The 23,998-nt window shown below is 44.4% G+C and carries 20 protein-coding genes; 16 read left to right on the top strand and 4 right to left on the bottom strand.

From position 1 onward, the window contains the following. Positions 1-112: 112 nt before the first annotated feature. From liaF to ABN702_RS13870, 3 genes are read left to right on the top strand one after another with little or no spacing between them, the layout of a single operon-like run. The gene (gene liaF, locus ABN702_RS13880) at positions 113-913 is read left to right on the top strand and encodes a cell wall-active antibiotics response protein LiaF (RefSeq protein ID WP_417897413.1); all 801 of its coding nucleotides are present in this window, start codon (positions 113-115) and stop codon (positions 911-913) included. Beyond that, on the top strand, positions 900-1,964 hold the full coding sequence (locus tag ABN702_RS13875; RefSeq protein ID WP_417897412.1) for a histidine kinase: 1,065 nt from the start codon (positions 900-902) through the stop codon (positions 1,962-1,964). Before liaF ends, ABN702_RS13875 begins: the two co-directional genes overlap by 14 nt. Then, positions 1,965-2,615, top strand: a complete 651-nt coding sequence (locus ABN702_RS13870; RefSeq protein ID WP_417897411.1) for a response regulator transcription factor — start codon at positions 1,965-1,967, stop codon at positions 2,613-2,615. A gap of 38 nt (positions 2,616-2,653) precedes the next feature. Here the strand turns inward: ABN702_RS13870 and ABN702_RS13865 are convergent, their stop codons facing one another. Next, positions 2,654-3,172, bottom strand: a complete 519-nt coding sequence (locus ABN702_RS13865; RefSeq protein WP_417897410.1) for an antibiotic biosynthesis monooxygenase family protein — start codon at positions 3,170-3,172, stop codon at positions 2,654-2,656. Positions 3,173-3,467: 295 nt separating this feature from the next. Between ABN702_RS13865 and ABN702_RS13860 the strand changes: the two genes are divergently transcribed. The 8 genes from ABN702_RS13860 to ABN702_RS13825 all read left to right on the top strand — a co-directional run bounded on the left by ABN702_RS13860 (position 3,468) and on the right by ABN702_RS13825 (position 15,207). Further along, positions 3,468-5,576, top strand: coding sequence for a transglycosylase domain-containing protein (locus ABN702_RS13860; RefSeq protein ID WP_417897409.1), 2,109 nt, complete (start codon positions 3,468-3,470; stop codon positions 5,574-5,576). A 37-nt stretch (positions 5,577-5,613) separates the two neighbouring features. Then, positions 5,614-7,260, top strand: a complete 1,647-nt coding sequence (locus ABN702_RS13855) for an ATP-binding protein (protein ID WP_417897408.1) — start codon at positions 5,614-5,616, stop codon at positions 7,258-7,260. Positions 7,261-7,409: 149 nt separating this feature from the next. Continuing rightward, entirely contained in the window at positions 7,410-8,450 is a 1,041-nt protein-coding gene (gene hemE / locus ABN702_RS13850) for a uroporphyrinogen decarboxylase (RefSeq protein ID WP_417897407.1), read from the top strand. Between the two features lie 43 nt (positions 8,451-8,493). Beyond that, entirely contained in the window at positions 8,494-9,435 is a 942-nt protein-coding gene (gene hemH, locus ABN702_RS13845; protein ID WP_417897406.1) for a ferrochelatase, read from the top strand. Positions 9,436-9,459: 24 nt separating this feature from the next. Next, positions 9,460-10,887, top strand: coding sequence for a protoporphyrinogen oxidase (hemY, locus tag ABN702_RS13840; protein ID WP_417897405.1), 1,428 nt, complete (start codon positions 9,460-9,462; stop codon positions 10,885-10,887). A gap of 133 nt (positions 10,888-11,020) precedes the next feature. Further along, a complete protein-coding gene (locus tag ABN702_RS13835) occupies positions 11,021-11,587 on the top strand; it encodes a TetR/AcrR family transcriptional regulator (RefSeq protein WP_417897404.1) in 567 nt (188 codons plus the stop codon). A gap of 74 nt (positions 11,588-11,661) precedes the next feature. Further along, a complete protein-coding gene (locus ABN702_RS13830; RefSeq protein WP_417897403.1) occupies positions 11,662-13,854 on the top strand; it encodes a YhgE/Pip family protein in 2,193 nt (730 codons plus the stop codon). 342 nt (positions 13,855-14,196) lie between these two features. Continuing rightward, positions 14,197-15,207 (top strand): LacI family DNA-binding transcriptional regulator, encoded by a 1,011-nt coding sequence (locus ABN702_RS13825; protein ID WP_417897402.1) that lies wholly within the window; start codon positions 14,197-14,199, stop codon positions 15,205-15,207. Between the two features lie 50 nt (positions 15,208-15,257). Here ABN702_RS13825 and ABN702_RS13820 read toward each other — a convergent pair whose 3' ends face one another. Together ABN702_RS13820 and ABN702_RS13815 are read right to left on the bottom strand one after the other, a co-directional pair. Then, positions 15,258-16,136 (bottom strand): PIG-L deacetylase family protein, encoded by an 879-nt coding sequence (locus tag ABN702_RS13820; RefSeq protein WP_417897401.1) that lies wholly within the window; start codon positions 16,134-16,136, stop codon positions 15,258-15,260. 184 nt (positions 16,137-16,320) lie between these two features. Further along, positions 16,321-18,057 (bottom strand): ABC transporter ATP-binding protein, encoded by a 1,737-nt coding sequence (locus tag ABN702_RS13815; protein ID WP_417897400.1) that lies wholly within the window; start codon positions 18,055-18,057, stop codon positions 16,321-16,323. 198 nt (positions 18,058-18,255) lie between these two features. Here ABN702_RS13815 and ABN702_RS13810 point away from each other — a divergent pair, with 198 nt between their 5' ends. Together ABN702_RS13810 and ABN702_RS13805 are read left to right on the top strand one after the other, a co-directional pair. Then, the gene (locus tag ABN702_RS13810) at positions 18,256-19,566 is read left to right on the top strand and encodes a polysaccharide deacetylase family protein (protein WP_417897399.1); all 1,311 of its coding nucleotides are present in this window, start codon (positions 18,256-18,258) and stop codon (positions 19,564-19,566) included. A 108-nt stretch (positions 19,567-19,674) separates the two neighbouring features. Beyond that, positions 19,675-20,181 (top strand): GNAT family N-acetyltransferase, encoded by a 507-nt coding sequence (locus ABN702_RS13805; RefSeq protein ID WP_417897398.1) that lies wholly within the window; start codon positions 19,675-19,677, stop codon positions 20,179-20,181. A 48-nt stretch (positions 20,182-20,229) separates the two neighbouring features. On the opposite strand, the gene yhfH is transcribed toward ABN702_RS13805, so the two are convergent. Next, on the bottom strand, positions 20,230-20,364 hold the full coding sequence (yhfH, locus tag ABN702_RS13800) for a protein YhfH (protein ID WP_204416747.1): 135 nt from the start codon (positions 20,362-20,364) through the stop codon (positions 20,230-20,232). 152 nt (positions 20,365-20,516) lie between these two features. Here yhfH and ABN702_RS13795 point away from each other — a divergent pair, with 152 nt between their 5' ends. The 3 genes from ABN702_RS13795 (at position 20,517) to ABN702_RS13785 (ending at position 23,974) form a co-directional block, all read left to right on the top strand. After that, on the top strand, positions 20,517-21,257 hold the full coding sequence (locus ABN702_RS13795) for an MBL fold metallo-hydrolase (protein WP_417897397.1): 741 nt from the start codon (positions 20,517-20,519) through the stop codon (positions 21,255-21,257). A 3-nt stretch (positions 21,258-21,260) separates the two neighbouring features. After that, positions 21,261-22,247: a lipoate--protein ligase gene (locus ABN702_RS13790; RefSeq protein WP_417900910.1), complete on the top strand. Its 987-nt coding sequence runs from the start codon at positions 21,261-21,263 to the stop codon at positions 22,245-22,247. Between the two features lie 176 nt (positions 22,248-22,423). Further along, positions 22,424-23,974, top strand: coding sequence for a fatty acid--CoA ligase family protein (locus tag ABN702_RS13785; RefSeq protein WP_417897396.1), 1,551 nt, complete (start codon positions 22,424-22,426; stop codon positions 23,972-23,974). Positions 23,975-23,998 lie beyond the last annotated feature (24 nt).

The following is a 23,998-nucleotide window of genomic DNA, read 5'->3' as shown; positions in this document are numbered from 1 at the left end:
CAAACTGCAGGTCGGTTTTTAAAGCTTTGATTTTAAGTAAACTGATAGTAGATTAAAAGGATTTTCCGTTGAGGTTGTCTAATTAGGTATAAGGGGGGAGAAAAGCATCATCATGAAAACATTCAATCAGAAAATAATCGCAATTTTATTTGTTCTTATAGGAATTATGTTGCTTCTTGTCAATTTAGGAGTCATTTCCTTGGAAATAAAAGAGTATTTTGTCACGTTTTATCCCGTTATTATCGTATTGCTGGGGTTAAAGTGGCTCATAGAATCTGTTCTATACGGTAAGAAAGCTCTCTTTATCAGCCTTGTACTTGTCGTGTTTGGGGCGTTATTGCTGATGGACCGTCTTGATTTCCTCGTATTTGAATTTAGGATGATCTGGAAGCTTTGGCCGCTTTTGTTCATCTATTTTGGCCTCCAGTTATTTATCAAAAAGCGCCCGGTTAAAATAACGGTCACTAAGGGTGATTATGATTTTGACCTATTTTCAAAAGAGGAAGACGATGATTTTTCAAATGAGGAAAAGAAAGACCCCTCCCATCAAAAGAGGGTCATTACAATCGGCGAGTTAAAAATGAATCAGCCGAACTGGGCTGTTGAGCCTTTGACATTGAAAACGGTGGTAGGGGATTACTACTTTGATTTTTCAAAAGCTTATATCCCTGACAAGGAAACTAAAATTCGAATAAAGGGAGTGGTCGCGGACTTGAAAATGTTGATACCGGATGACCTGCCAATTCGAATAGAGTCATCGGTTAAGATAGGGAAAATCAGGGTTTTTGATGAATCCTCTCAAGGGAAAAAATGCAGGGTTTTCTATGAATCACCGAATTATGATAGTGCGACCAGAAAGCTTAATATTGAACTGGATCTGAAAATAGGGGATGTGCGCATTGACCGAATCTAAACAAGATAAAAAGATAAACAGTTTGCGCTTTTGGCTGATTCGTTCTTTTGTGACGGTGGCGACGATTTCCTGCTCCTTATTTTTCATTTCCCTTCAATTACTGGTCCTATTAGTTCAGGATTTTGAAATCACTGTTTCCATTTCGATCTGGATGACAGTCATGAGTTTTTTGATTTCTGTTGGTACAAGTATTTATATCGGCTATAAGCAGAGCAGCTATTTGAAAAAGAGGGTGGAGGATATCTCAACCTTCATTGCGACACTGGGCCGTGGGAAATTTTCTGAAAGAATCATTGTCGCAGAAAAGGATGAATTGGGAAGATTGACGGAAGATATCAACCAGCTTGCAAACAAATTTCAAAGCCAGGTCCGTTCGCTTCAGAAGCTTGCGGAAGAGAAAAACCAGCTTGCCATGAAAGCCCATAATGCTGCGACCATTGAAGAAAGACAGAGACTGGCCAGGGAATTGCATGATTCCGTCAGTCAGCAGCTTTTCGCCTTAAGTATCATGTCCTCTGCTGCGATAAGAATGTTTGAGCAGTACCCGAATGAGTCCAAAAAGCAGTTGAATGATATTGCAGGTATCGCTGCCCAGGCACAAGGGGAGATGAGGGCATTGCTCTTGCATCTACGTCCTGTTTCCCTGACGAACGATACATTGTGTGTGGGAATACATAAGCTCCTTGAAGAATTGGAGGAAAGGACTCCAATTACGTTCCAGCATGATATTAAGGAAATCTCATCCTTGAGCAATGCAACGGAGGATCACTTGTTCCGGATTGTTCAGGAAGCGATATCGAATATACTCCGTCATGCTGATGCCACCATTGTAAAAATAGATATGCATCAAAAGGAAGATCAGTATGTATACATATTTATTAGTGATAACGGAAAAGGATTTGAAGTGAACCATCAGAAGCAATCCTCCTACGGTCTGTCGAATATGAAGGAGCGCTGTGAAGAGATTGGCGGAGAGTTTACGGTACGTTCGAAAAGAGGGGAAGGCACGCATATAGAAATTCATATTCCGATAAGAGGGGAGGAAAATTAAATGGATAAGGTAAGAGTCGCTGTGGTGGATGACCATGACATGGTGCGGAAAGGCCTTTTGGCTTACCTGATAACAGAGCCGGGAATTGAAATAGTCGGAGAAGGGGCGAGTGGCAGGGCTGCCATCGAATTGGCAAGAAGGCAAATGCCGGATGTCATGCTGATGGACCTTTTAATGGAGGATGGCACGGGGATAGAAGCTACACGGGAAATAGTGAAATTCCACCCAAACTGCAAAATTATCATTATCACAAGCTATTATGATGATGAACAGGTCTTTCCGGCAATAGAAGCAGGCGCATACAGCTATCTATTGAAAACCGCAAGGGCAGAGGATATTATCCTGGCCATCGAGAAGGCTGTCCGTAATGAGCCAGTGATTGAACCTAAGGTGGCCAGCAAGATGATGAATAGATTCCGTGCTCCTTCCAAGCTCCCGCACGATGAATTGACAGGCCGGGAGATAGAGGTGCTGATGTGTCTAGGGGATGGATTAACGAATCAGGAAATCAGTGATGAGCTTTTTATCGGTGTGAAAACAGTCAAAACGCATGTAAGCAATATACTAAGCAAGCTGAATGTCGCAGATCGCACCCAAGCAGCCATTTATGCTAATAGGCATGGGGTATTGAGGGATAAAGAGAAAAAATGATATAAAAAAGGACCGGATCAACGGTCCTTTTTTGCTGCCTATTCCGCCTCGGAAGGCATCTGCACATGGTAGGTGGTGACATAAGAGGGACGTGGGAATACCTGCTGCTTTTGGTCGATTCCTTCCGATGAACCGCGTTTTTCATGGGCTTTATCGTATGCCTTGGATTCCTGCCACTGTGTAAAGTATTTGATGTCTTCCCATAGTGTAAGAATCACGTAAGTATCAGAACCTACTGGTCGTAGAACCCTGATAGCCGCAAAACCTGCTTCATCCTCAATTAATCTTGCTCGCTGGTTGAAGCGGTATTCAAATACTGGCCGGCCTTCATCTGACACCGGAATGTTATTCAGGACTGCGAATTTCCCCTTCGAGAGCTCGCCGGATGCGTCCAGCACTTCATATTTATTTCCGGAATTGAAGCTGGACTGTTCTGTGGTTTCGTGCATCAGTACTGCGTTATCCTCCCCATGCATCAACAGTAATTCACCATCATGTATACCTTCGCGCAGATCCTCGAGGAACCCCGCTGTTCCAAATGTCATATAAAAGTTCATTTTTCATCTCTCCTCATGTTTAATTAACGGTTTCTTATAACAAAATAAGGTAAATGCAAGAAAGATTCTCCAGAATAAGTTAAAATAGTACCTGGACGTTTTTAGCCTTACTCTTTTTCTCCCATTATATAAGAAAAAGTATGCCCGGGCCCCAATACAAGGTTGCCCGAGCAAATTAGTCTTACTTATTATTACCGCTTTTCATAAGGAGGTAAACATCATAGAAAGATCTACGAAAAAAAAGAAGTGGAATAGAATTCAACAGGTAAAGAAGCATTTTCAGAAAAAATATATTGTGTTTCCATTGATAGCAGTCTGTGCGATACTATTCAGTCTAGTCGGGTATATCGCGATTATTCTGGCGGGCAACTACGTGATAGACGATACGAAGCTCATTATGGATTCGACCACCACGCTAGTTGATGAAGAAGGGAAGCCCATCACGAAGCTGTTTTTTGAAAATCGGGAAATTGTGACGCTCGACCGTATTCCGAAGCATGTCCAGCATGCATTTGTTGCGGTGGAGGATCAACGGTTTTATGAGCATCGTGGCATTGATGTCCGGGCCATTGGACGGGCAGTTTATCGAGATGTGGTGACAAGGAGCAAGGCGGAGGGGGGGAGCACCTTAACGCAGCAACTTGCGAAAAATATCTTTTTGACGAATGAGAAGTCTTGGCTACGTAAAACGAAGGAAGCGGTCATTGCCATTAATCTGGAGAGACGGTATACGAAGGATGAAATCCTTGAAATGTATCTGAATCAGATATATTTTGGGCACGGTGCCTATGGAGTAGAAGCGGCTTCCAAGTTCTATTTTAATAAAAGCGCCAAGGATCTCACTGTGGAACAAGGTGCAATGCTGGCGGCACTTCCGAAGGCTCCAAACAGCTATTCCCCTATCAATAATCCGGAGGAAGCCAAGAACCGGAGAGATCTGGTGATTCAGCTTATGCATCAGCATGGATACCTGGAAGCGGAGGAAGCGGTGACCCTGCAAGGCAAAACTCTTGGAATCCATGTTGTGGAGCCAACAGAGAAACAGGCCTATCTGACCTATATCGATATGGTGGTGGAAGAGGCCGAAACCCGTTATGGCCTTACCAACGAAGAACTGCACAGAGGAGGGTACTCGATTACTGTCCCAATGAACGTTGCCGCACAGGACGCCGCCTTCGAGCTGTTCCAAAAGGATGAGTATTTTCCAGGCAAACCCGAAAATGTGGAAGGATCCTTTGTTCTGATGGACCAGCAAACAGGAGGCGTGCTTGCGGTGATGGGAGGAAGGCATTATGTCACCCAAGGCATCAATCGGGTTTCCATCAAAAGGCAGCCAGGTTCTACTTTTAAGCCCCTCGCTGTCTATGCACCCGCCCTTGAGGAAAAAGAGTTTGAGCCATACAGCCTATTATCGGACAAGCTTCTATCCTATGGCGACTATGAACCTAGAAACTATCATCACAAGTATCTGGGGCAGGTCACGATGTATGATGCGCTTAGGGATTCGCTTAATGCACCAGCGGTTTGGGCTTTAAATGAACTGGGGATAAAAAAGAGTAAAGGCTATCTCGATAGAATGGATCTGTCCATCCCGGATAACGGATTGGCCATCGCACTTGGCGGGTTGAAAGAAGGGGTTACACCTCTGGAATTGACCAAGGCTTACCGTAATTTCGGGAGCGGCGGTAAAATTGTGGAACCATACTTCATCAAGGAAATAAAGAGCAGAACCGGAGAAGTCATCGCAAAGGCAAAATTAAAAGAAAAGCATGTCTTCAGCTCCCAAACGGCGTGGACCATGACAAGAATGCTTGAGGGAGTAGTCGAGCAGGGGACTGCACAGGCAGGATCGATAAAAGGGGATCTGGCGGGAAAGACCGGGACCACCAATTATCCCCATGTCGAGGGTGCCATCAAGGATACTTGGTTTGTCGGGTATACTCCGGATATCGTTGGAACGGTATGGATGGGCTACGATGTGACGACTGAAGAGCAGTATCTGACAGGCGGCGGTGCTTTCCCTACCAAGCTTTTTAAGGACATAGTCAGGGAATCAGGATTGGATGATGGGATGTTTTCCGTTCCGGCAGGTGTAACCGATCTTGAAGAGCCGATCATTCTGCCCGAAGTCGAAGAGCTGAAAGCATCGCTGACATTCCGTCCATTCGGCCTGTTTACCACGATCCTGCATTGGCCTGCATCGGAGGACGAGAGGGTAGTCTACCGTATCTACTCCCTTCAAGATGACAAAGCGACACTTGTAGATGAGGTCACAGGAAACGGAACGTATGAGATGGAAATGATCAATATCTTTGCCGTCCCTTCCTATTATTTGGTTCCATACAATCCGCAGACAGAACAGGAAGGGGAACCGTCACCTGTAGTAAAACCAGCATTTCGCTAAAATAGATAAAGCAATGCAATAGAGGAGAAACAAGGAAATGAAATCTTATCAACCAAACTTTTTTACTGGCTTCACCCTAAGATTAGCCGAACAATGGAATTTGGAAAAGAACGACACGAGTGAACAGCTTGCGATGATTCATAAAAGGAACAAACTATTGCTGATTGTTTTCGTCACGCTGTCCGTCCTTGATACCATCACAAACATCTTTGTTTTTCCAAGTATTCTATTGCCGGTAATTCTTCTGTCTTTGTTTGGCTGCTGCGTGACCCTTTATTTTGTTTTACAGCCCAGGCTTGCAAAAATAGGGATGTACGTGATTGTCTGTACATCCTTTTTGCCCTTTTGGGTGGTAGCCTACCTTGACAAGGATGTTATCAATTACATATTTTTAACGATGCCTTTAATCATGTCTTCGGTATACAACAGGATCATGCCTACCATCTTGGCCAGTGCCATAACCCTGGTTACCTTGACATATTTCTACTTCTATTATTTCCAAACTGTATTTTATGAAAATATAAAAGTGGACGTGGTCTACTTTTTATTGTTTACGCTTTTTGTAACCGTCTATCTCCTTTTTTCAAGCAGCTTAAATGAACGTTTCCGTCTGAAAGCGGAGGAGAAAGAAAAAGAGACATCCCGCGAACTGCTTTCAACCAAAGAGTACTTGGAGGCATACTTCGCCAATACTACCGATGCAATCGGCGTGTATGATTTAAATGGACATGCTCTTCAAATCAACGCATCCTTTGAAAATATCTTTCAAGTCCGTGCAGAGGATGTAGTCGGCAAGCAAACAAGCTTTCTTGCTTTCACGAAAATGGAAAATCTGCTCCCTCTGTTACGCATAATGGAAGAGCAGAAGAACGTTTCCTTCGAGACCGTGACTTCTGTCGGCAATCAATCGCTCGAAGTGAAAGTGACAGTAACACCTATCAAAAATCCAAGAGGAAACATCATCGCACTCATCTTTCTGATAGAGGATATTACGGATAAGAAAAGGACGGAAGAAGCGCTGATGCAGTCGGAGAAGCTCTCCGTCATCGGTGAATTGGCAGCAGGAGTGGCCCATGAAATCCGCAATCCGGTGACCGTCCTGAAAGGGTTCGTTCAGCTTCTCTCTCAGCAACGGACCATCCCGGATCCCTATTACTTCAATATCATGCAAAAGGAACTTGATCGAATCAACCAGATCACCAATGAATTTATGGCACTTGCCAAACCCCAGGCAATCAAAATCAAAAACCAGAATCTTTTGGAACTGATCTGCCAGGTGACCGATTTCCTTGAAAGCGAAGCACTGCTGCATAAGGTGGAGCTTTTGGTGGAGCATGAAGAAACTGCCTTATGGATTGATTGTGAACCGAACCAAATCAAGCAGGTGCTGCTCAATACGATAAAAAATGGAATAGAAGCTATGCCTGAAGGTGGAAAGATCCGTATCAAGGTAAAAAAAGAGCACGACTTCATCTATCTGTTCATTGAGGACGAAGGGACAGGCATACCGGATGAACTGATTGAAAGAATAGGACAGCCTTTTTTCACGACAAAAGAGCAGGGGACAGGCCTTGGACTGATGGTCAGCATGAAGATCATTGAAAACCATGGTGGAGCAGTTTCGATCCAAAGTCAGGAAAATAAAGGTACAACCGTAAGAATCTTATTGCCGCTGCATAAATAAATGTACGAAAAGTGCATAAATAAATCGTCTATTTTATGAACAATGTGCGCTAATTCTATACTTTCCTTACAATAATAGGTATAGTGTTAAATGACAGAAGTGAAACGTAATAAAAGAGAATCAATCGATAGACGGAAGGGGTCATCACAGTGAGTCAACGCAAGTTCAATGATACATTTTTAAAAGCATGTCGAGGGGAAGAAACGGATCATGTTCCTTTATGGTATATGAGGCAAGCCGGCCGTTCACAGCCTGAATACAGAAAAATCAAAGAGAAGTATTCCCTGTTTGAAATTACACACCAGCCTGAGCTATGTGCATACGTAACAAAGCTCCCGGTTGATCAATATAATGTCGACGCTGCCATTCTGTATAAGGATATCATGAGTCCGCTACCAGCAATCGGTGTGGATGTAGAAATCAAATCAGGAATCGGCCCTGTTATCGATAATCCGATCCGTTCCGTTCAGGACGTGGAAAAGCTTGGGGAAATAAATCCGGAAGAGGACGTTCCTTATGTACTTGATACAATCAAGCTATTGACACAGGAACAGTTGGATGTACCACTGATTGGATTTGCGGGCGCGCCATTCACACTCGCTTCCTACATGATCGAAGGCGGTCCGTCCAAAAACTACAACAAGACAAAAGCATTCATGTATGCAGAACCAAAAGCATGGTTCGCATTAATGGATAAACTTGCGGATATGACGATCACTTATGTGAAATCACAGATCAATGCAGGAGCAAAAGCGATTCAGATTTTCGACAGCTGGGTTGGCGCGTTGAATGTGGAAGATTACCGCTACTTCATCAAGCCTGTCATGAACCGCATCTTCTCATCTCTTAAAGAGGAAAATGTCCCATTGATCATGTTCGGTGTCGGTGCGAGCCACTTGGCCAATGAATGGCATGACCTTCCATTGGATGTAGTGGGACTTGACTGGAGACTGCCAATCGCAGAAGCAAGACAGCGCGGCATCACTAAAACGGTACAAGGGAATCTGGATCCTTCCATTCTTCTTGCCCCATGGGAAGTGATCGAGGAAAAAGCGAAGGCTATCCTGGATCAAGGGATGCAACAGCCTGGTTATATCTTCAACTTGGGTCACGGTGTATTCCCTGAAGTGAACCCTGACACATTGAAACGTCTGGCACAATTCGTACACGACTATTCTTCTAAGAAATAATCACTTTATCCTATAAAGAATAATAGAACGAGGTGTAGAACTAATGGCAAAAAAGACAATGGGCCTATTGGTCATGGCTTACGGTACGCCATATAAAGAAGAAGACCTGGAGCGTTATTATACACATATCCGACATGGAAGAAAACCGTCGGATGAAATGCTGCAGGATTTGAGAGACCGCTATGATGCAATCGGAGGAATATCTCCTCTTGCAAGAATCACAGAAGACCAGGCGAATGCACTTGGCGCACACCTGAACTCCATCCAGGACGATATCGAATTCAAAGTGTATCTGGGGTTGAAGCATATCGAGCCTTTCGTGGAAGATGCAGTGCAAGCGATGCATAATGACGGAATCAAAGAAGCGGTCAGCATCGTTCTTGCGCCGCACTTCTCCACATTCAGCGTGAAATCCTATAACGGCCGTGCACAGGAAGAGGCAGAGAAAATCGACGGTCCGGCAATTTACTCTGTGGAGAGCTGGTATGATGAGCCAAAATTCATCGACTACTGGGTAAAAGGTGTCAAGGAAACCTTCCAAAGCATGGATGATGCTGAAAGAGAGAAGGCGGTACTGATTGTTTCTGCACATAGTCTGCCTGAAAAGATCCTTCAAATGGGGGACCCTTACCGCGACCAGCTTCAGGAAACGGCTGATTTGATCGCCAAGGGTGCAGGGGTCGACAACTATGTGATTGCCTGGCAAAGTGAAGGAAACACACCAGATCCATGGTTAGGTCCCGATGTTCAGGATATTACACGTGACCTTCATGAAGAAAAGGGTTACACATCATTTGTTTACACACCAGTAGGATTTGTTTCCGACCATCTTGAGGTACTTTATGATAATGATATCGAGTGTAAGATTGTAACGGACGAGATCGGTGCCAAATACTATCGTCCGGAAATGCCGAATACTCAGCCACAGTTTGTGGATGCAATGGCAACAGTCGTATTGGAAGAATTGAAAAAGCACAATCAGTAAACTAGTAAAGAAGGCGATGAAACCATGAACGAGGAGAAAAAAAGGGTTGTCATCATCGGTGGAGGGATTACAGGCCTTTCTGCCGCCTATTATCTTCAAAAAGAAATGTTAGAGAAAAATTTAGATATAGAGATTACATTGATTGAAGCAAGCAATCGATTAGGCGGGAAAATCCAGACGGTGAAAAAAGACGGCTTTACCATTGAGCGCGGGCCGGATTCTTTCTTGGAGAGAAAGGTCAGTGCCGGTCAGTTGGCCAAGGATGTAGGGCTTGAAAGCAAATTGACCAATAACGCAACAGGCACTGCCCATATCCTGTTAAAAGGAAAGCTTTATCCAATGCCGGAGGGTGCAGTGATGGGTATTCCGACAAAGCTGACACCATTTGTCACAACCGGTCTATTTTCTCCAATGGGGAAAATGAGAGCAGCGGCAGACCTTATCATGCCTTCTTCAGGAAATGGTGAAGACCAGTCACTGGGATCTTTTTTCCGTAGAAGGCTCGGAGATGAGGTTGTCGAAAACCTGATAGAACCATTGTTATCCGGCATCTATGCAGGGGACATTGATAAACTCAGCTTGCAGGCAACCTTCCCGCAATTTCAGCAGGTGGAGCAGAAGTACCGCAGTTTGATCTTAGGAATGAAGCAGACCACACCAAAGCGTCCAGCCAATCAACCGAAGAGCAAAAAAGGGATGTTCCAGACATTGACGGGCGGTTTGCAGTCACTTGTGGATGCTGTTGAGGACAAATTGAAACATGTGAACGTGCAAAAGGCTGTAAAAGTGGATGAATTAGTCAAGCAGGGTGATTTTCATTATCAGATTTCATTAAGCAATGGCAAAACGCTGAAAGCTGATCATGTAGTGATGACCACACCACATTTTGCAACTACAAGCATGCTGCCACATGCTGATTATTTGGCACCACTTGCAGAGATGGATTCTACAAGTGTTGCAACAGTAGCCATGGCGTTTGACGCATCTGCCATCAAGCATGATATCGAGGGCACTGGTTTTGTGGTATCCCGAAACAGCGACTACACCATCACCGCGTGTACTTGGACCCACAAAAAGTGGCCGCATACGACACCTGATGGGAAAATACTGTTGCGCTGCTATGTCGGCAGAGCTGGTGAAGAGGCTATTGTCGAGCAAAGTGATGAAGAAATCAAGCAGGTGGTGCTCGATGACCTGAATAAGATCATGGACATCCATGCAAAGCCTGATTTCACCATTGTGAGCAGATGGAAGCAGGCCATGCCACAATACGCTGTCGGCCATAAAAAGATGCTGCGTGAGATCAATGAGCGTCTTGCTGCAGATATGCCAGGAGTCTATCTTGCAGGAAGCTCCTTTGAAGGGGTGGGACTGCCGGATTGTATTGATCAAGGGAAAGCGGCAGTGGCGACCATTTTGAATCATTACCAGAATCAGCCGGTTACGGTATAAATAGAAAAGGGGAATTGCATTTTTCGGATGTAATCCCCTTTTTTTATTGCAATTTTTGTGAACAGGGAATATAATAATGACGAAATGACCGAAATTGTATTTTGGTCAGCAAATAAAAAGGGGCCAATCAATCATGGATAAAAAACAAAGCATAAAGGAAGCGGCTGCGAAATCCTTCTCCATGTTCGGCTACAAAGCCACCACCATGGACCAGGTTGCCAAAATTGCCAATGTTGGAAAAGGAACTATCTATAATTTTTATTCCAATAAGGAGGAGCTCTTCGGTGACATTGTATCAGCCATCATTTGCGAAATGAGAGAGGTTGCAGATAGAGCAATCGATCCCGAGCTGACGTTTCATGAGAACGCACACCGGGCACTTGTAAGGATTTTGGAGTTCCGGAAAGAGCATCAGTTGACGATAAAATTGATCCAGGAGGAAAAAGAGCTTGGCACACCGATTGTGAAGGAAGAGTTGCAAAAAGTGGAACAGGTCATTGTCGCCTATATCCAGGACAAGATCGACGTTGCCATTGCAAAAGGTGACATCATTCCATGCGATTCAGAACTTACAGCTTTCCTGATGCTGAAATTCTATTTTGCCCTGATTGTGGATTGGGAAAAAAATCACGAAGCATTATCAAAAGAAAAAATCGCAGAGCTGTTTGAGCTCTACTTTTTCAAAGGATTGTCAGTCTGATGATCCTTATCTATTTGAAGAGAAATGACCAAATGAGAAAAATGGTCATATAGTTTACAGGAGGTATTGATACAATGAAAAATTTAATTGGTGCAGAATGGAAGGATCATTTTACAAATAAAAAAATATTGATCCCGGTGTTGGCAGTCCTTTTCATTCCATTGATGTACAGTGGGATGTTCCTGTGGGCATTTTGGGATCCTTATGAAAGATTGGATGACCTGCCGGTTGCGGTTGTAAATCTTGATGAAGGTGCTCAATTTGAAGAAATGGAGCTTGCGATAGGCGAGGATCTCTCGAAGAATCTGAAGGATAATCCTTCGTTCCAATGGGAGTTTGTGAATAAGGACGATGCTTATCAAGGCCTGGAAAATCAGAAATATTATATGGTGATCGAGATACCGGAAGACTTTTCGAAGCGGGCAACGACGCTTCTGGATGAAAAGCCTTTTCCAATGGAATTGAAATATGTACCGAATGAAAGCTACAACTTCCTATCTGCACAGATCGGTTCAACCGCTGTCGAGAAAATCAAAGAAGAAGTTTCCAACGAATTGACAGCTACCTATGCGGAAGAGATGTTTGCCAATATAGAAAAACTCGGGGACGGTTTTTCTCAGGCGGCAGATGGAACACATCAACTAAATGAAGGTGTTGCGGAAATTCAATCAGGCTCGGGGGATTTGAAGAAAGCTTTGAGCCAGGCTGCTGAAAAATCGATCAGTTTCAGTCAAGGGGTGGCAAAGGCCTATGGCGGAGTACAGGAAATCTATGTTGGGAATGAAAAGCTTGCAAATGGTTTGGATGAGCTGGAAGAGGGACATAGAAGCCTGACAGATGGAATGGAGCGCGCGCTTGCTGGAACGAAAGAGTTGAGTGATGGTGCTGCAGCAACACAGGCAGGTATTGAGAAGGCATACGGCTCCCAGCAACAGCTTGCCGGTGCTGCCTCACAGCTTCATGAAGGATCGAAAAAACTGGCATCAGGAGGAGCCTCCTTGCAGGAAAAGACTTCAGGAGCTGCTGTGAAGGCGGAGCAGCTTGCTGGAAGCATGAAAGAATTTGAAACAGTGCTGCAGCCTGTTTTGGAAGATGCGACTCAAGAGGAGCGCGCTGTTGTCGAGGCTTATATGAAGGAGCTTGTTGCAGGTTCCGATCAGTTTTCACAAGGCATGGCTGAGCTTGTCGGCGGGGTGCGTGAGCTGCAGAACGGTTTGAATGTGTCAGAAGCTTCACTTGCACAGCTTGCTGGCGGTGAGGCACATCTTTCAGTAGGGTTGGCAGCACTTGTTGATGGGTCCGGAAAATTGACGGCAGGGACAAATGAGTTGCTTGCTGGTCAGACCGAGCTGACTTCAGGTATGGCCAAATTCGGTGATGGTTTGACTTCTGCTGCTGATGGAAGCCGTGAGCTTTCTGCCGGAGGAAAAGAGTTGGTCAACGGAATGGGAGTACTTGATGATGGCTCGAAGCAATTCAGCGATGGGACATCCAAGCTTGCAGAAGGTTCCTCCGCTTTGAACGAAGGAATCAGCAAGCTGGGGGACGGATCCCGGGAACTGGAGTCCAAGCTGACGGATGCAGCCGATCAGGCAGGAGAGGTCAAAGGGGATGAAGGGACATTCGGGATGTTCGCCGATCCGGTGAAAGTGAAATCAGAGGTTGCCAATGGTGTCCCTAATTACGGTACAGGATTTGCTCCTTACTTTTTATCACTCGGGTTGTTTGTCGGAGCCCTGTTGTTATCGATTGTCTATCCATTACGGGACACTGTCGGTAAACCAAATTCCGGTACCGGCTGGTTTCTCGGGAAACTGAGTGTCTTGGTGGCTGTCGGTGTGGTGCAGGCCTTGCTTGCGGATGTGGTACTGTTATATGGGCTTGGCATTGAGGTGCAAAGCGTTCCGTTGTTTGTAGGGTTCAGTATCCTCACATCGCTTGCATTTATCGGACTTGTGCAGTTCCTCGTGACACTGCTCGGCGATCCGGGAAGATTTGTTGCTATCATCATCTTGATCCTGCAGCTGACAACAAGCGCAGGTACATTCCCATTGGAACTGATTCCGGGAGCGTTGCAGGTGTTTAATGCATTCCTACCGATGACCTATTCGGTTGCCGGCTTCAAAGCGGTCATCTCAAGCGGCGACTACGGCTTCATGTGGGAGAATGCAGCGGTTCTTGCGGGATTCATGGGTGTGCTGATGGCCGGGACGTGGATGTACTTTGTGGCAAGATTTAAGAAGATTGGTAGACTGATAGAAGAATAATGGAGACGGGGCCCGGCTGGATGCTGGGCTCCGTTTTTTCTGTATTTCGGTGGTTTGGCACGAACTAGGGGGACTTTGGCACGAACTCGCCAATGTTTGGCACGAACTCACCCAAGTTCGGCATCAACTCTGCCTTGTTCCGCACGAACTCGATGTCAACATGCCTAAATCATCATTCCTATTCCAGTAAAAGAATTAATTTCTAACGCACCACACCCATATTTCCTGCTTAAATGCAAAAAACCTATTGAAAACACTTACATTTCCTTTTATACTAGTAGTTATGAAAACGATTTCAATTATTCTACTAAGATATTAAATTCTAGTTAGGTGGGGAGACTCGTGGCAACTATAGAAGATGTAGCAAGACTAGCAGGGTTATCGAGAACGACTGTTTCCCGTGTCATCAACAACCACCCGTATGTGTCGGAGAAGAAGCGAGTGCTTGTCATGAATGCGATGAGTGAGCTTGGGTATGTCCCGAACTCCTCGGCCAGAAGCTTACGCAGTCAAAAGACGGAGATGATTGCCCTCTTGATTCCGCGGGTCATGAATCCATTTTTCAGCGAACTGATTGAAAGAATGGAAATGGCAGCGGCGGAGAACGGCTATCAGCTGATCATCTGTCAGACGAAATATTCCAAGAAAAAGGAAATGGACTACTTAAACCTTCTGAAAACAAGGCAGGTTGACGGCATCATACTCTCCTCGATTCAAAACGACTGGAATGTAATAGAGCCATTTTTAGAATATGGACCGATCGTTTTATGCAACGAATTTGAAGAAGATGCGCAAGTGCCATCCGTCCGCCTTGATCAGACATATGGGGGATACATTTCCACCAAGCATCTACTCGAGCTTGGTCACCGTAAGATTGCATATTGTACTGGGGGGTACAAAAGCAATGTGGCGCAAAGCCGTGAAGCTGGCTTCCGGAAAGCGCTGGCGGAATTTAATGTGCCATTTCAAGAAGAGTTCACCTTTGGGGACGCCTTCACCATCGAGGACGGCCGTAGAATTCTTCGCGATATGCTCACACTAAAGGAAAAGCCGACCGCCGTTTTCACAGGCGGGGATGAAGTGGCTGCCGGCATCATTACAGAAGCGAAGCGACATGGAGTAAGAATTCCGGAGGATCTCGCAGTTGTAGGATTTGACAACCAGGCCATCACTGAACTGGTCGAACCGTCCATCACAACCGTCAACCAGCCGATTGAGGACATGGCACGCAAAGCCTTCCAGGTCATGATGGAAAAGGTCCGCTCCAAACGCTTCCGCCACAAGGAAATCTACGAATACGATCTCGAGCTCATCGTTCGGGAATCAACGGTCAAACAAGGGGTTTACGTATAGAATAGGAAAAAGCGCACTGTGGGGATGGTGCGCTTTTTTGTATTTAGTATCTAATCCAACTCCACCTCGGCAAAATATTCACGATTGAAAATCCGATAATAAATCCAGTAAGGGAGTTTATCATGTAATGGCTGGACATCTCCGGTAACCTCCCATTGTGTTTTATGGGCTTTAACTACGGAGATTTTTTCTCTTGCTTCAGATGCCATTTTTATTGCCACTGTTGGTTGAGGCAGACCATCTTCCGGATCAGTGGGATATCTTTCCTGGAAGGTTTTCGATATTTTCAAAGCAGTATCGATCATAGGTTGTGGAAGTGTCATTTGATAGAAACGCTCTACGCCATAGGACTCTTCTAGTAAAATCTCTTTTACAAGTTTCCCTGTAAGAAGATGATCCGCATGTCCATATAGCCCAACAGTATCATCGAATGAAATAACTGTAGATGGCTCTGTTTGCCTAATGATATCTGTAATACTTTTCTTTATGGCTGCATGATCAGCTTCAACTAGTCCACCATCAGGATAATCAAGTATTTCAAGGTGTTCCACATTCAATATTTCCGCTACTTTCTTTGTTTCTTTTTCACGTTCGGCACCTAATTCATCTTGCGAAACAATACCGCCTGTAGGTCCAGATTCCCCCTTAGTTAAGTATAAAAGTGTGATTTCTACTCCTTCATCTGCAAGCTTGTGTAAAGTCCCGGCAGCCATGATCTCATCGTCAGGATGAGCAAAAATGGCCAATAGATTCTTTGATTCTCCTGTAGACATTAAAGTATCTTTAACAGGTACTGCTTTATCGTTGATATAGGCATTTAAGGAATAAGTCCCTATAGCAGAAAGAAGCAAAAGAAATATGAAAAGAATTCCTGAAACCTTCAATAAAATTCTCTTTTTGGAGCCTTTTCTTAATACTGTCTGAGCCATTCCGATTCCCCCGTATATAATTATGTTCTATATATCTTGTTTTACAATATATCGAATTTTTGAAAGTACAACTATGTTTTAAAAAAATCCCTTACTTTAATTGTTAATAAAATCATAGAGATATCACTTATCAATAAAAAAAGGACCAGCCTTTATAAAAGCCAGTCCTAAACGGGTAATATTTTTAAGCAAGCTGCACCTCTGCAAACTCCCGGTACAAGGCGTGGTTGCGAATCAGTTCCTGATGAGTACCCACACCAGTCACTTGCCCTTTTTCAATAAAAACAATCTTATCCGCATGCACAATGGTCGACAATCGATGGGCGATCACAAAGGTGGTGCGACCTTCCATCAGTCTCGTCAGTGCCTGCTGCACGATGCTTTCAGACTGGCTGTCGAGGCTCGCCGTCGCTTCGTCCATCATCAATATTTTCGGATCTCGGAGGAATGCGCGGGCGATGGCAATCCGCTGTCTCTGTCCGCCGGAAAGCATGACCCCACGCTCACCGACTTCGGTATCCAAGCCCTTTGGAAACTCGGCTATGAACTGGTCGGCATAGGCCATCCTTGCCACTTCCCATAAGCGATCATCAGGGATCTCTGAAGCATCACTCAATCCGTACGTCAGATTGTCGCGGATTTTTCCAGCCATCATGGGACTGTCCTGGGAAACATAGCCGATCTGGCTTCTCCAGGATTCCATGGAAAGATCATGGATGGGTGTGTCTCCAACATAGATTTCCCCGGAGGTAGGTTCATAGAATCGCTCCAGCAGTCCGAACATCGTTGACTTCCCTCCGCCGCTTGGACCAGCGAAGGCCACCATGGTGCCAGGCTCGGCTTCAAAGGAAACATGGCTTAAAATCGGCTCACCATCATTATAGGAAAAAGATATTCCCTCCACGCTCAGCGGTAGATCGGAAATGTCCATTGCCAATCCTTCCTGACCCGCTTCGACTTCCAGGTTCAAAATATCGATGATCCGTTCTGTAGCACCCTTCGCTTTTTGAAGCTGGGTAAAGAACATCGTGAAGGAGGTGATGGGAAAGATGATCTGGAAAAGATAAAGCAGGAAAGCGACAAGGGCACCGGTGGTCATGGAACCCTCTGCCACCCGAATACCGCCATATCCGATGATGACCACAATGACCGCCATGATGATCAAGTACATCAAAGGGCCGATCATGGCAAAAATACGAGATTCCTTTAAACCGTAAGTCAAAAGCCTGCCAATTCCGTCAATCCCTTTCGCAGCTTCCGCCGTTTCCGCATTGGAGGCCTTCATCAAGCGGATCTCGCTCAATGTCTGCTGGATGCTTCCGGTGAACTGGGCGGTTTCATCCTGAAGTCCGCGGGAGATGGATGCCATTTTTCTGCCGAGAGGAATCATGATTATTGTGGTGACGGGCACAGATATAAGCATGAGAAGAGTCATCTTCCAGTCCATAATGAGCAAGATGATGATTGCACCAAATATGGAGATGATACCTGTAATGAACTGAGGGAAATGCTGAGAAATCAGATCCTTAACTATTCCCGTATCATTGACGACCCGGCTGACTGATTCCCCGCTTTTCTGCTTGTCAAAATAGCTCACAGGGAGGCGGATCAGCTTGTGCCACATCAGTTCACGAAGCCGTGAGACGATTTTCTGTCCGACATATGCAAGAAGATAGGTGGAAAAACCGTCAATCAGCGCCTGGACAATAAAGACGACTCCGATGGCGACGATGAGCCAGATACTGAGGGAGTCGACTGAGAACCCATCAACAAGCTGTTTGGTCAACAATGGGATGGTAAGGCCGACAAAGGTCGTCAATATGCTACCGATTAAACCGAGGGTCAATGCCAGCTTGGGTATGTTCGTGGAAAGAATAAGTGTTATAAAAGGCTTTAACGTCTTTTTTTGTCCGTTTGTCAAAATATGTAAACTCCTTTACTCGAAATAAGGGTGACTCCTTATTTTACCACTCTCTTATTGAATTACATGTAGGAAAATGCTTATCATCTCCTTTAAATCTTACATGAATTCATCAATATTATGATGAGTCAGTCCAAAAGAGAATATAATGTTTTTAAAAGAAATCAATCCAAGAAATGAAGGGAGGTCCGGTATCGGATGAAACGTAAAATAGCCAATTCCTTAATTTTCCTCCTTTGTTTATTTATTTTCGCCCAGTCGGCATGTGAAAAAGGGGAAATGGTAATTCCACCTGATGAAGCAGAAAGTCCTTCAGTCGAAAAAGAACCCTCACCAATTAATGAGATCGATCCATCCATACTACTTGATGAAATCTTAGCCATGGCACAAAAAGGAATGATCAAGGAAAGCTCATATGACGTATGGCAAACAACTATCGCCCAAGTGGAAAAGGAATGGGGCAAACCCGAGCAGGTAGATCGGGCAGGCTACGGAATATATGCCAGCTTCCCGGAGAAGCAGATTACCATCGGATATAGCGATGACGGGGAGATTTTTGATATCCGGTCCTATGCAATAAATCTTCATGAAATCACTTTGGAAATGATGGAAAAGAAGTTGGGGAAACCTTCGGAAATACGTGAGCTTGAAAACGAAAGGATTTATGTTTATAGACTTGAAAATCAGCTTGAGTTGAAAATGGTAATAACCAATCAGACTGAAGGAGTTGATCATTTGTCTGTGTTTAATGGGGAAAGGGCAAAAGCGTCTGTGATCGAAGAGGAAAGAGACTATCACCTTGATATAAAAGGGACATCAAATCAACTATCTGCTAAGGCATGGAAAGACATGCAAAAATGGCGGAAGGATATTGTTTCATTTTCCAGAGACTATGACCATATCTACATAAATGGCCCAAATAAGAAAAAGGTTGCCCTCACGTTTGATGACGGACCGGACAATTTCGTAACACCTGCCATTTTGGATGTTTTAAAAGAGTATAATGTGAAAGGAAGTTTCTTCTATCTAGGGAGTGAAGTTGAGAAGCATCCTGATATTGTGAAGAGAACTTATTCGGAGGGGCATTTTGTATTAAGCCATAGCTACCATCATGTGGATCTAACTACCTTGCCAGAGGACAAAATAAGGCTTGAACTTGAAATGGCCGGGAACGCTGTGAAGAAAGTAATAGGAAGGGAGCCAGCAATCTTCCGAACTCCTTATGGGGAAACGAATGGACTTGTTGCGGATATTGCAGATGAAGAAGGGTATTCCATTGTACTCTGGTCCATTGATACCCTTGATTGGTCCCAGAAGGAATCAGAAAATATTGTGAATAATGTAATGGAAAATGTTCGAAATGGAGATATCATTCTTATGCATTCCGATTCCGAAAAAACTGAAACTGCCAAAGCTTTACCTAAATTGATTTTGGAATTGAAAGCAAGGAATTATGATTTAGTGGATTTAGAAACCCTTTTATCGATTCAAGGATATAAAACTGAATGACAGCGCAATCTCCTGATATTATAAAAAGTATTAAGACTTTCGGAATTGCTGATCATCACCAAGAGTTGTAGAGAGGGAGTTCTTCAGAACGTTTTTAGGAGGAATACCATGTTTTTCAGGACGGAACGTCTAGAGATCAGAAGGTTAGAGCAAAGTGATTTTCAAGCTTTTCATGAAATGCAAGGTAATATTAATGTGATGAGGTATATTATTGGCCGAGCGAAAATGGAAGAAGAAAACATGCAAGAATTTAATAGGATTATTAAAAGTTATGAACAAGAAAATACAGACCTGCTTGTAATGGCAGTTACTGAAGTAAAAGATAAAGCACGGTTATTAGGAACGTGTGCCCTAGTAAAAAATGATTATGGGAAAAATGAGATTGGTTATAGAATTTTGGAGAGATTTTGGGGAAGAGGGTACGGGCACGAGGTTCTAGAAGGGCTTATAGAGTTTGCACTAGCTGAAAAAGGAATAAAGGAAGTTGTAGCAATTGCTGATGTGGAGAATATCCCATCCATAAAGATTTTAGAAAAGTCATCCATGGAATTTATTGAAGAAATGAAAGAAGAAGAATCAAATAATATCGTAAAAGTCTATAAAAAATATAAGTAACGACAATAAAAACAGGGTAGCCGATAAGGATACCCTGTTGGTAGTTTCCTATTTTAATTGGTTGGACATGCATTCGTTGCAATGGTTGCCGTAGCATTCGTGCTGCTCATCCATTGTTTTTTTGCATTCTACGCATTTTTTAGGTGGTAAGGTTTTGAAAAATTCTGTACTTTTAATCAACATGTTATCACCCTCCGTTTTGTTATTTGTTGTTATTGTATTATAACAGGGCTCGTCCTGTCAACAACTGTTTTAATACAAAGCGTAAAATAGGAAATTGGGTGTGGGTATGGTATTCTTATTTTGAATAGAAACAGGTAAAGGGTGATGTGACTTTGAAGCTTACGGTTGTAGGGTATTGGGGCGGATATCCGGCTGCAAATAGTGCAACAAGCGGGTATTTGGTCGAGCATGATGGTTTTCGTTTACTGATTGATTGCGGAAGCGGTGTATTAGCACAGCTCCAGAATTACATAGAAGTCACAGAGTTGGATGCCGTCATCCTGTCGCATTATCATCATGATCATGTAGCAGACATCGGGCCGTTGCAGTTTGCAAGACTTATTTCCTTTTATATGGGCAAATCGGTGACACAATTGCCGATCTATGGTCATCAGGAGGACATGCAGGGTTTTGCCTCATTGGATCATAAGGAGTATACAAAGGGTGTGGCATACGATCCCGCGCAGACTCTTCAGATTGGGCCGTTTTCCATAGAGTTCATGAAGACCACCCATCCGGTTCCATGCTATGCGATGAAGGTCACGACCGAAAAGGGCTCTTTTGTCTATACCGCAGATACGAGCTATCAGGAATCATTCATCCCTTTTACTAGGGGCGCGGACCTCTTGATATGCGAGTGCAACCTGTATGCCCATCAGAATGGACAGGCTGCAGGGCATATGAACAGCCATGATGCTGCAAAAGTGGCAAGGGATTCCTTTGTTCCGAAGCTGTTGCTTACGCATCTGCCACATTTCGGAAACATCGAGCAGCTGGTGGAGGAGGCTTCCTCCATCTATAAGGGTGAAATCACATTGGCACATAAAGGATATACGTGGGAGAGTGGAAAATAAATGATGCTTTTTATTGATAATAAGGGAATTACCGATCCAAGGATCAATCTGGCTATCGAGGAGTACGCACTGAAAAATCTTGATATCGAGGATACCTACCTATTGTTCTACATCAATGAGCCTTCCATCATCATCGGGAAGAATCAGAACAGTGTGGAAGAGATCAATACGAAATATGTGGAGGATAATGGCATCCATGTCGTACGGCGCCTTTCCGGCGGTGGAGCGGTATATCATGACCATGGAAACCTGAATTTCAGTTTCATCACAAAGGATGACGGGGAGAGCTTCCACAATTTCAAAAAGTTCACCGCACCTGTGGTGGAGGCGTTGAAGAGCCTAGGTGTGGATGCAGAGATGAGCGGACGCAATGATATCCTGGCAGAGGGACGCAAAATCTCAGGGAATGCGCAATTTTCCACAAAGGGCCGCATGTTCAGCCATGGGACATTATTATTCGATTCCGAGATCGAGCATGTTGTCTCTGCACTCAATGTGAAAAAGGATAAGATCGAATCGAAGGGAATCAAGTCGATCCGGAGCCGTGTGGCGAATATCAAGGAATTCCTGAAAGAGGATATCACCATCGAGCAGTTCCGCCAGCTACTATTGGAAGCGATTTTCAAGACGAAGGATGTTCCTCAATATGAACTGACGGAAGAGGATTGGAAGAACATCCATGAGCTATCGAAGGAACGCTATCAGAACTGGGACTGGAACTATGGAAAATCACCCAAGTTCAACCTGCAGCATTCACACCGGTTCCCGGTCGGACAGATTGATATCCGCCTTGATGTGACAAAAGGGAAAATCGAAAACTGCAAAATCTACGGGGACTTCTTTGGTGTCGGGGATGTCAGTGAAATAGAAGAGCTGCTCATTGGCGTCAAATATGAGAAAGCTGAAATAGCCCAAGCGATCGAAACAGTAGATGTGAAACATTATTTCGGTAATATAACACGTGAAGAATTACTTGATCTAATATACTAATTTTGGGAACGTGGGGCAGTCGGCTTCACGTTTTTTTCTATAGCGAAATATCTTATCTGAATATTTTAATTTTATAGACATAATTTAATGACAGAACTCTAGCAATCTACTATAATTGTTAGTGGGAGATAAATGAATGGTCATTCATTCAATAAACTATAGGGGAGATGAAACAAATGAATATTTCGTCACAATTAGCACTGACGGCTAAAACGAACCCGATGAAAGAGGCATATGTTTTTGAAGGGGATTCCAAAACATATGCGGAACTGAATGCTGCAATCAATGCCTTCGCTTCAGGACTTGAAGCAATTGGCATCAAAAGGGGTGACCATATCGCACTTGTGGTAGGCAACTCTCCGTATTTTGTTGTCGGCTTATACGGTGCCGCACGCCTAGGAGCAACGGTCGTTCCAATCAATCCCATCTACACACCAGATGAACTGGGCTACATATTAAGAGACGGCGATGTAAAGGCTGTCATCACCTTAGACCTTCTTGTCCCACTTTTTGAAAAGCTTCATAATTATTTACCAGACACAGAAACCTACATCATTTGCGAAACACCGGATGGAAAGGAAAAAGCGAAGAGCTTCCCGGTTGAACAGCTTTCCCTATTCCCTAAAATGAAATCGTTTACAAGCATTATGGCGAACGGAACCTTTACTTATGAGGGTCCGGAACTTCAGGATGATGATGTGGCAGTGATCCTTTATACATCCGGAACGACCGGAAAGCCAAAGGGTGCGATGCTGACACATAAGAATTTGTACCGAAACGCCAAGGATGCAGCTGACTTCCTGAAAATGAATGACAGTGATAAGGTCGTGGCAACCTTGCCGATGTTCCATGTCTTCTGTTTGACGGTGGCGCTGAATGCCCCGTTGATGAATGGTGCAACCGTGATCATTGTGCCGAGGTTCAGCCCGCAGGCAATTTTTGAAACTGTGAAAAAATACGAAGCAACCGTGTTTGCCGGAGTGCCGACGATGTACAACTTCCTCTTGCAATCCCAGGGCGATGTGGAGGATCTAAAATCACTGCGACTTTGCATCAGTGGCGGTGCTTCCATGCCTGTTGCACTCTTGCAGAATTTCGAAAAGAAATACCAGGTCATCATCTCTGAAGGCTATGGACTATCCGAAGCGTCACCTGTTACATGCTTCAACCCATTGGATAAGCCAAGAAAACCAGGTAGTATCGGTACGACAATCGTGAACGTGGAGAACAAGGTCGTAAACGAACTGGGGGAAGAGGTTGCTCCTGGTGAAGTGGGAGAGCTTGTGGTACGCGGGCCGAATGTCATGAAGGGCTATTACAAGATGCCGGAAGAAACGGCACACGCCATCCGAGATAACTGGCTCTATACCGGTGACCTTGCCACAATGGATGACGAAGGCTATTTCTACATCGTCGACCGCAAAAAGGACATGATCATCGTCGGCGGCTACAATGTGTACCCACGTGAAGTCGAGGAAGTGCTGTACAGCCATGAAAATGTGGTGGAAGTGGCAGTTGTTGGGGTGCCTGACCCCGAGCTCGGTGAAGCGGTAAAGTGTTTCGTCGTGACAGATCGACCGGTGGCGGAAGTGGAGCTGCTCGCTTATTGTGCTGAACGTTTGGCGAAGTATAAGGTTCCATCCTCCATTGAGTTTTTGGAGGAGCTGCCAAAGAATACGACGGGGAAGATACTTAGAAGAGCTCTGAAAGAAAAGCTGGGAGTATAAGAGGATATTTGGACTCCTTAGAGA

The organism is Bacillus haimaensis (genome assembly GCF_048270625.1).
GTDB lineage: Bacteria > Bacillota > Bacilli > Bacillales > Bacillaceae_I > Sutcliffiella_A > Sutcliffiella_A haimaensis.
This window is presented reverse-complemented; position numbering and strand designations above follow the sequence as displayed.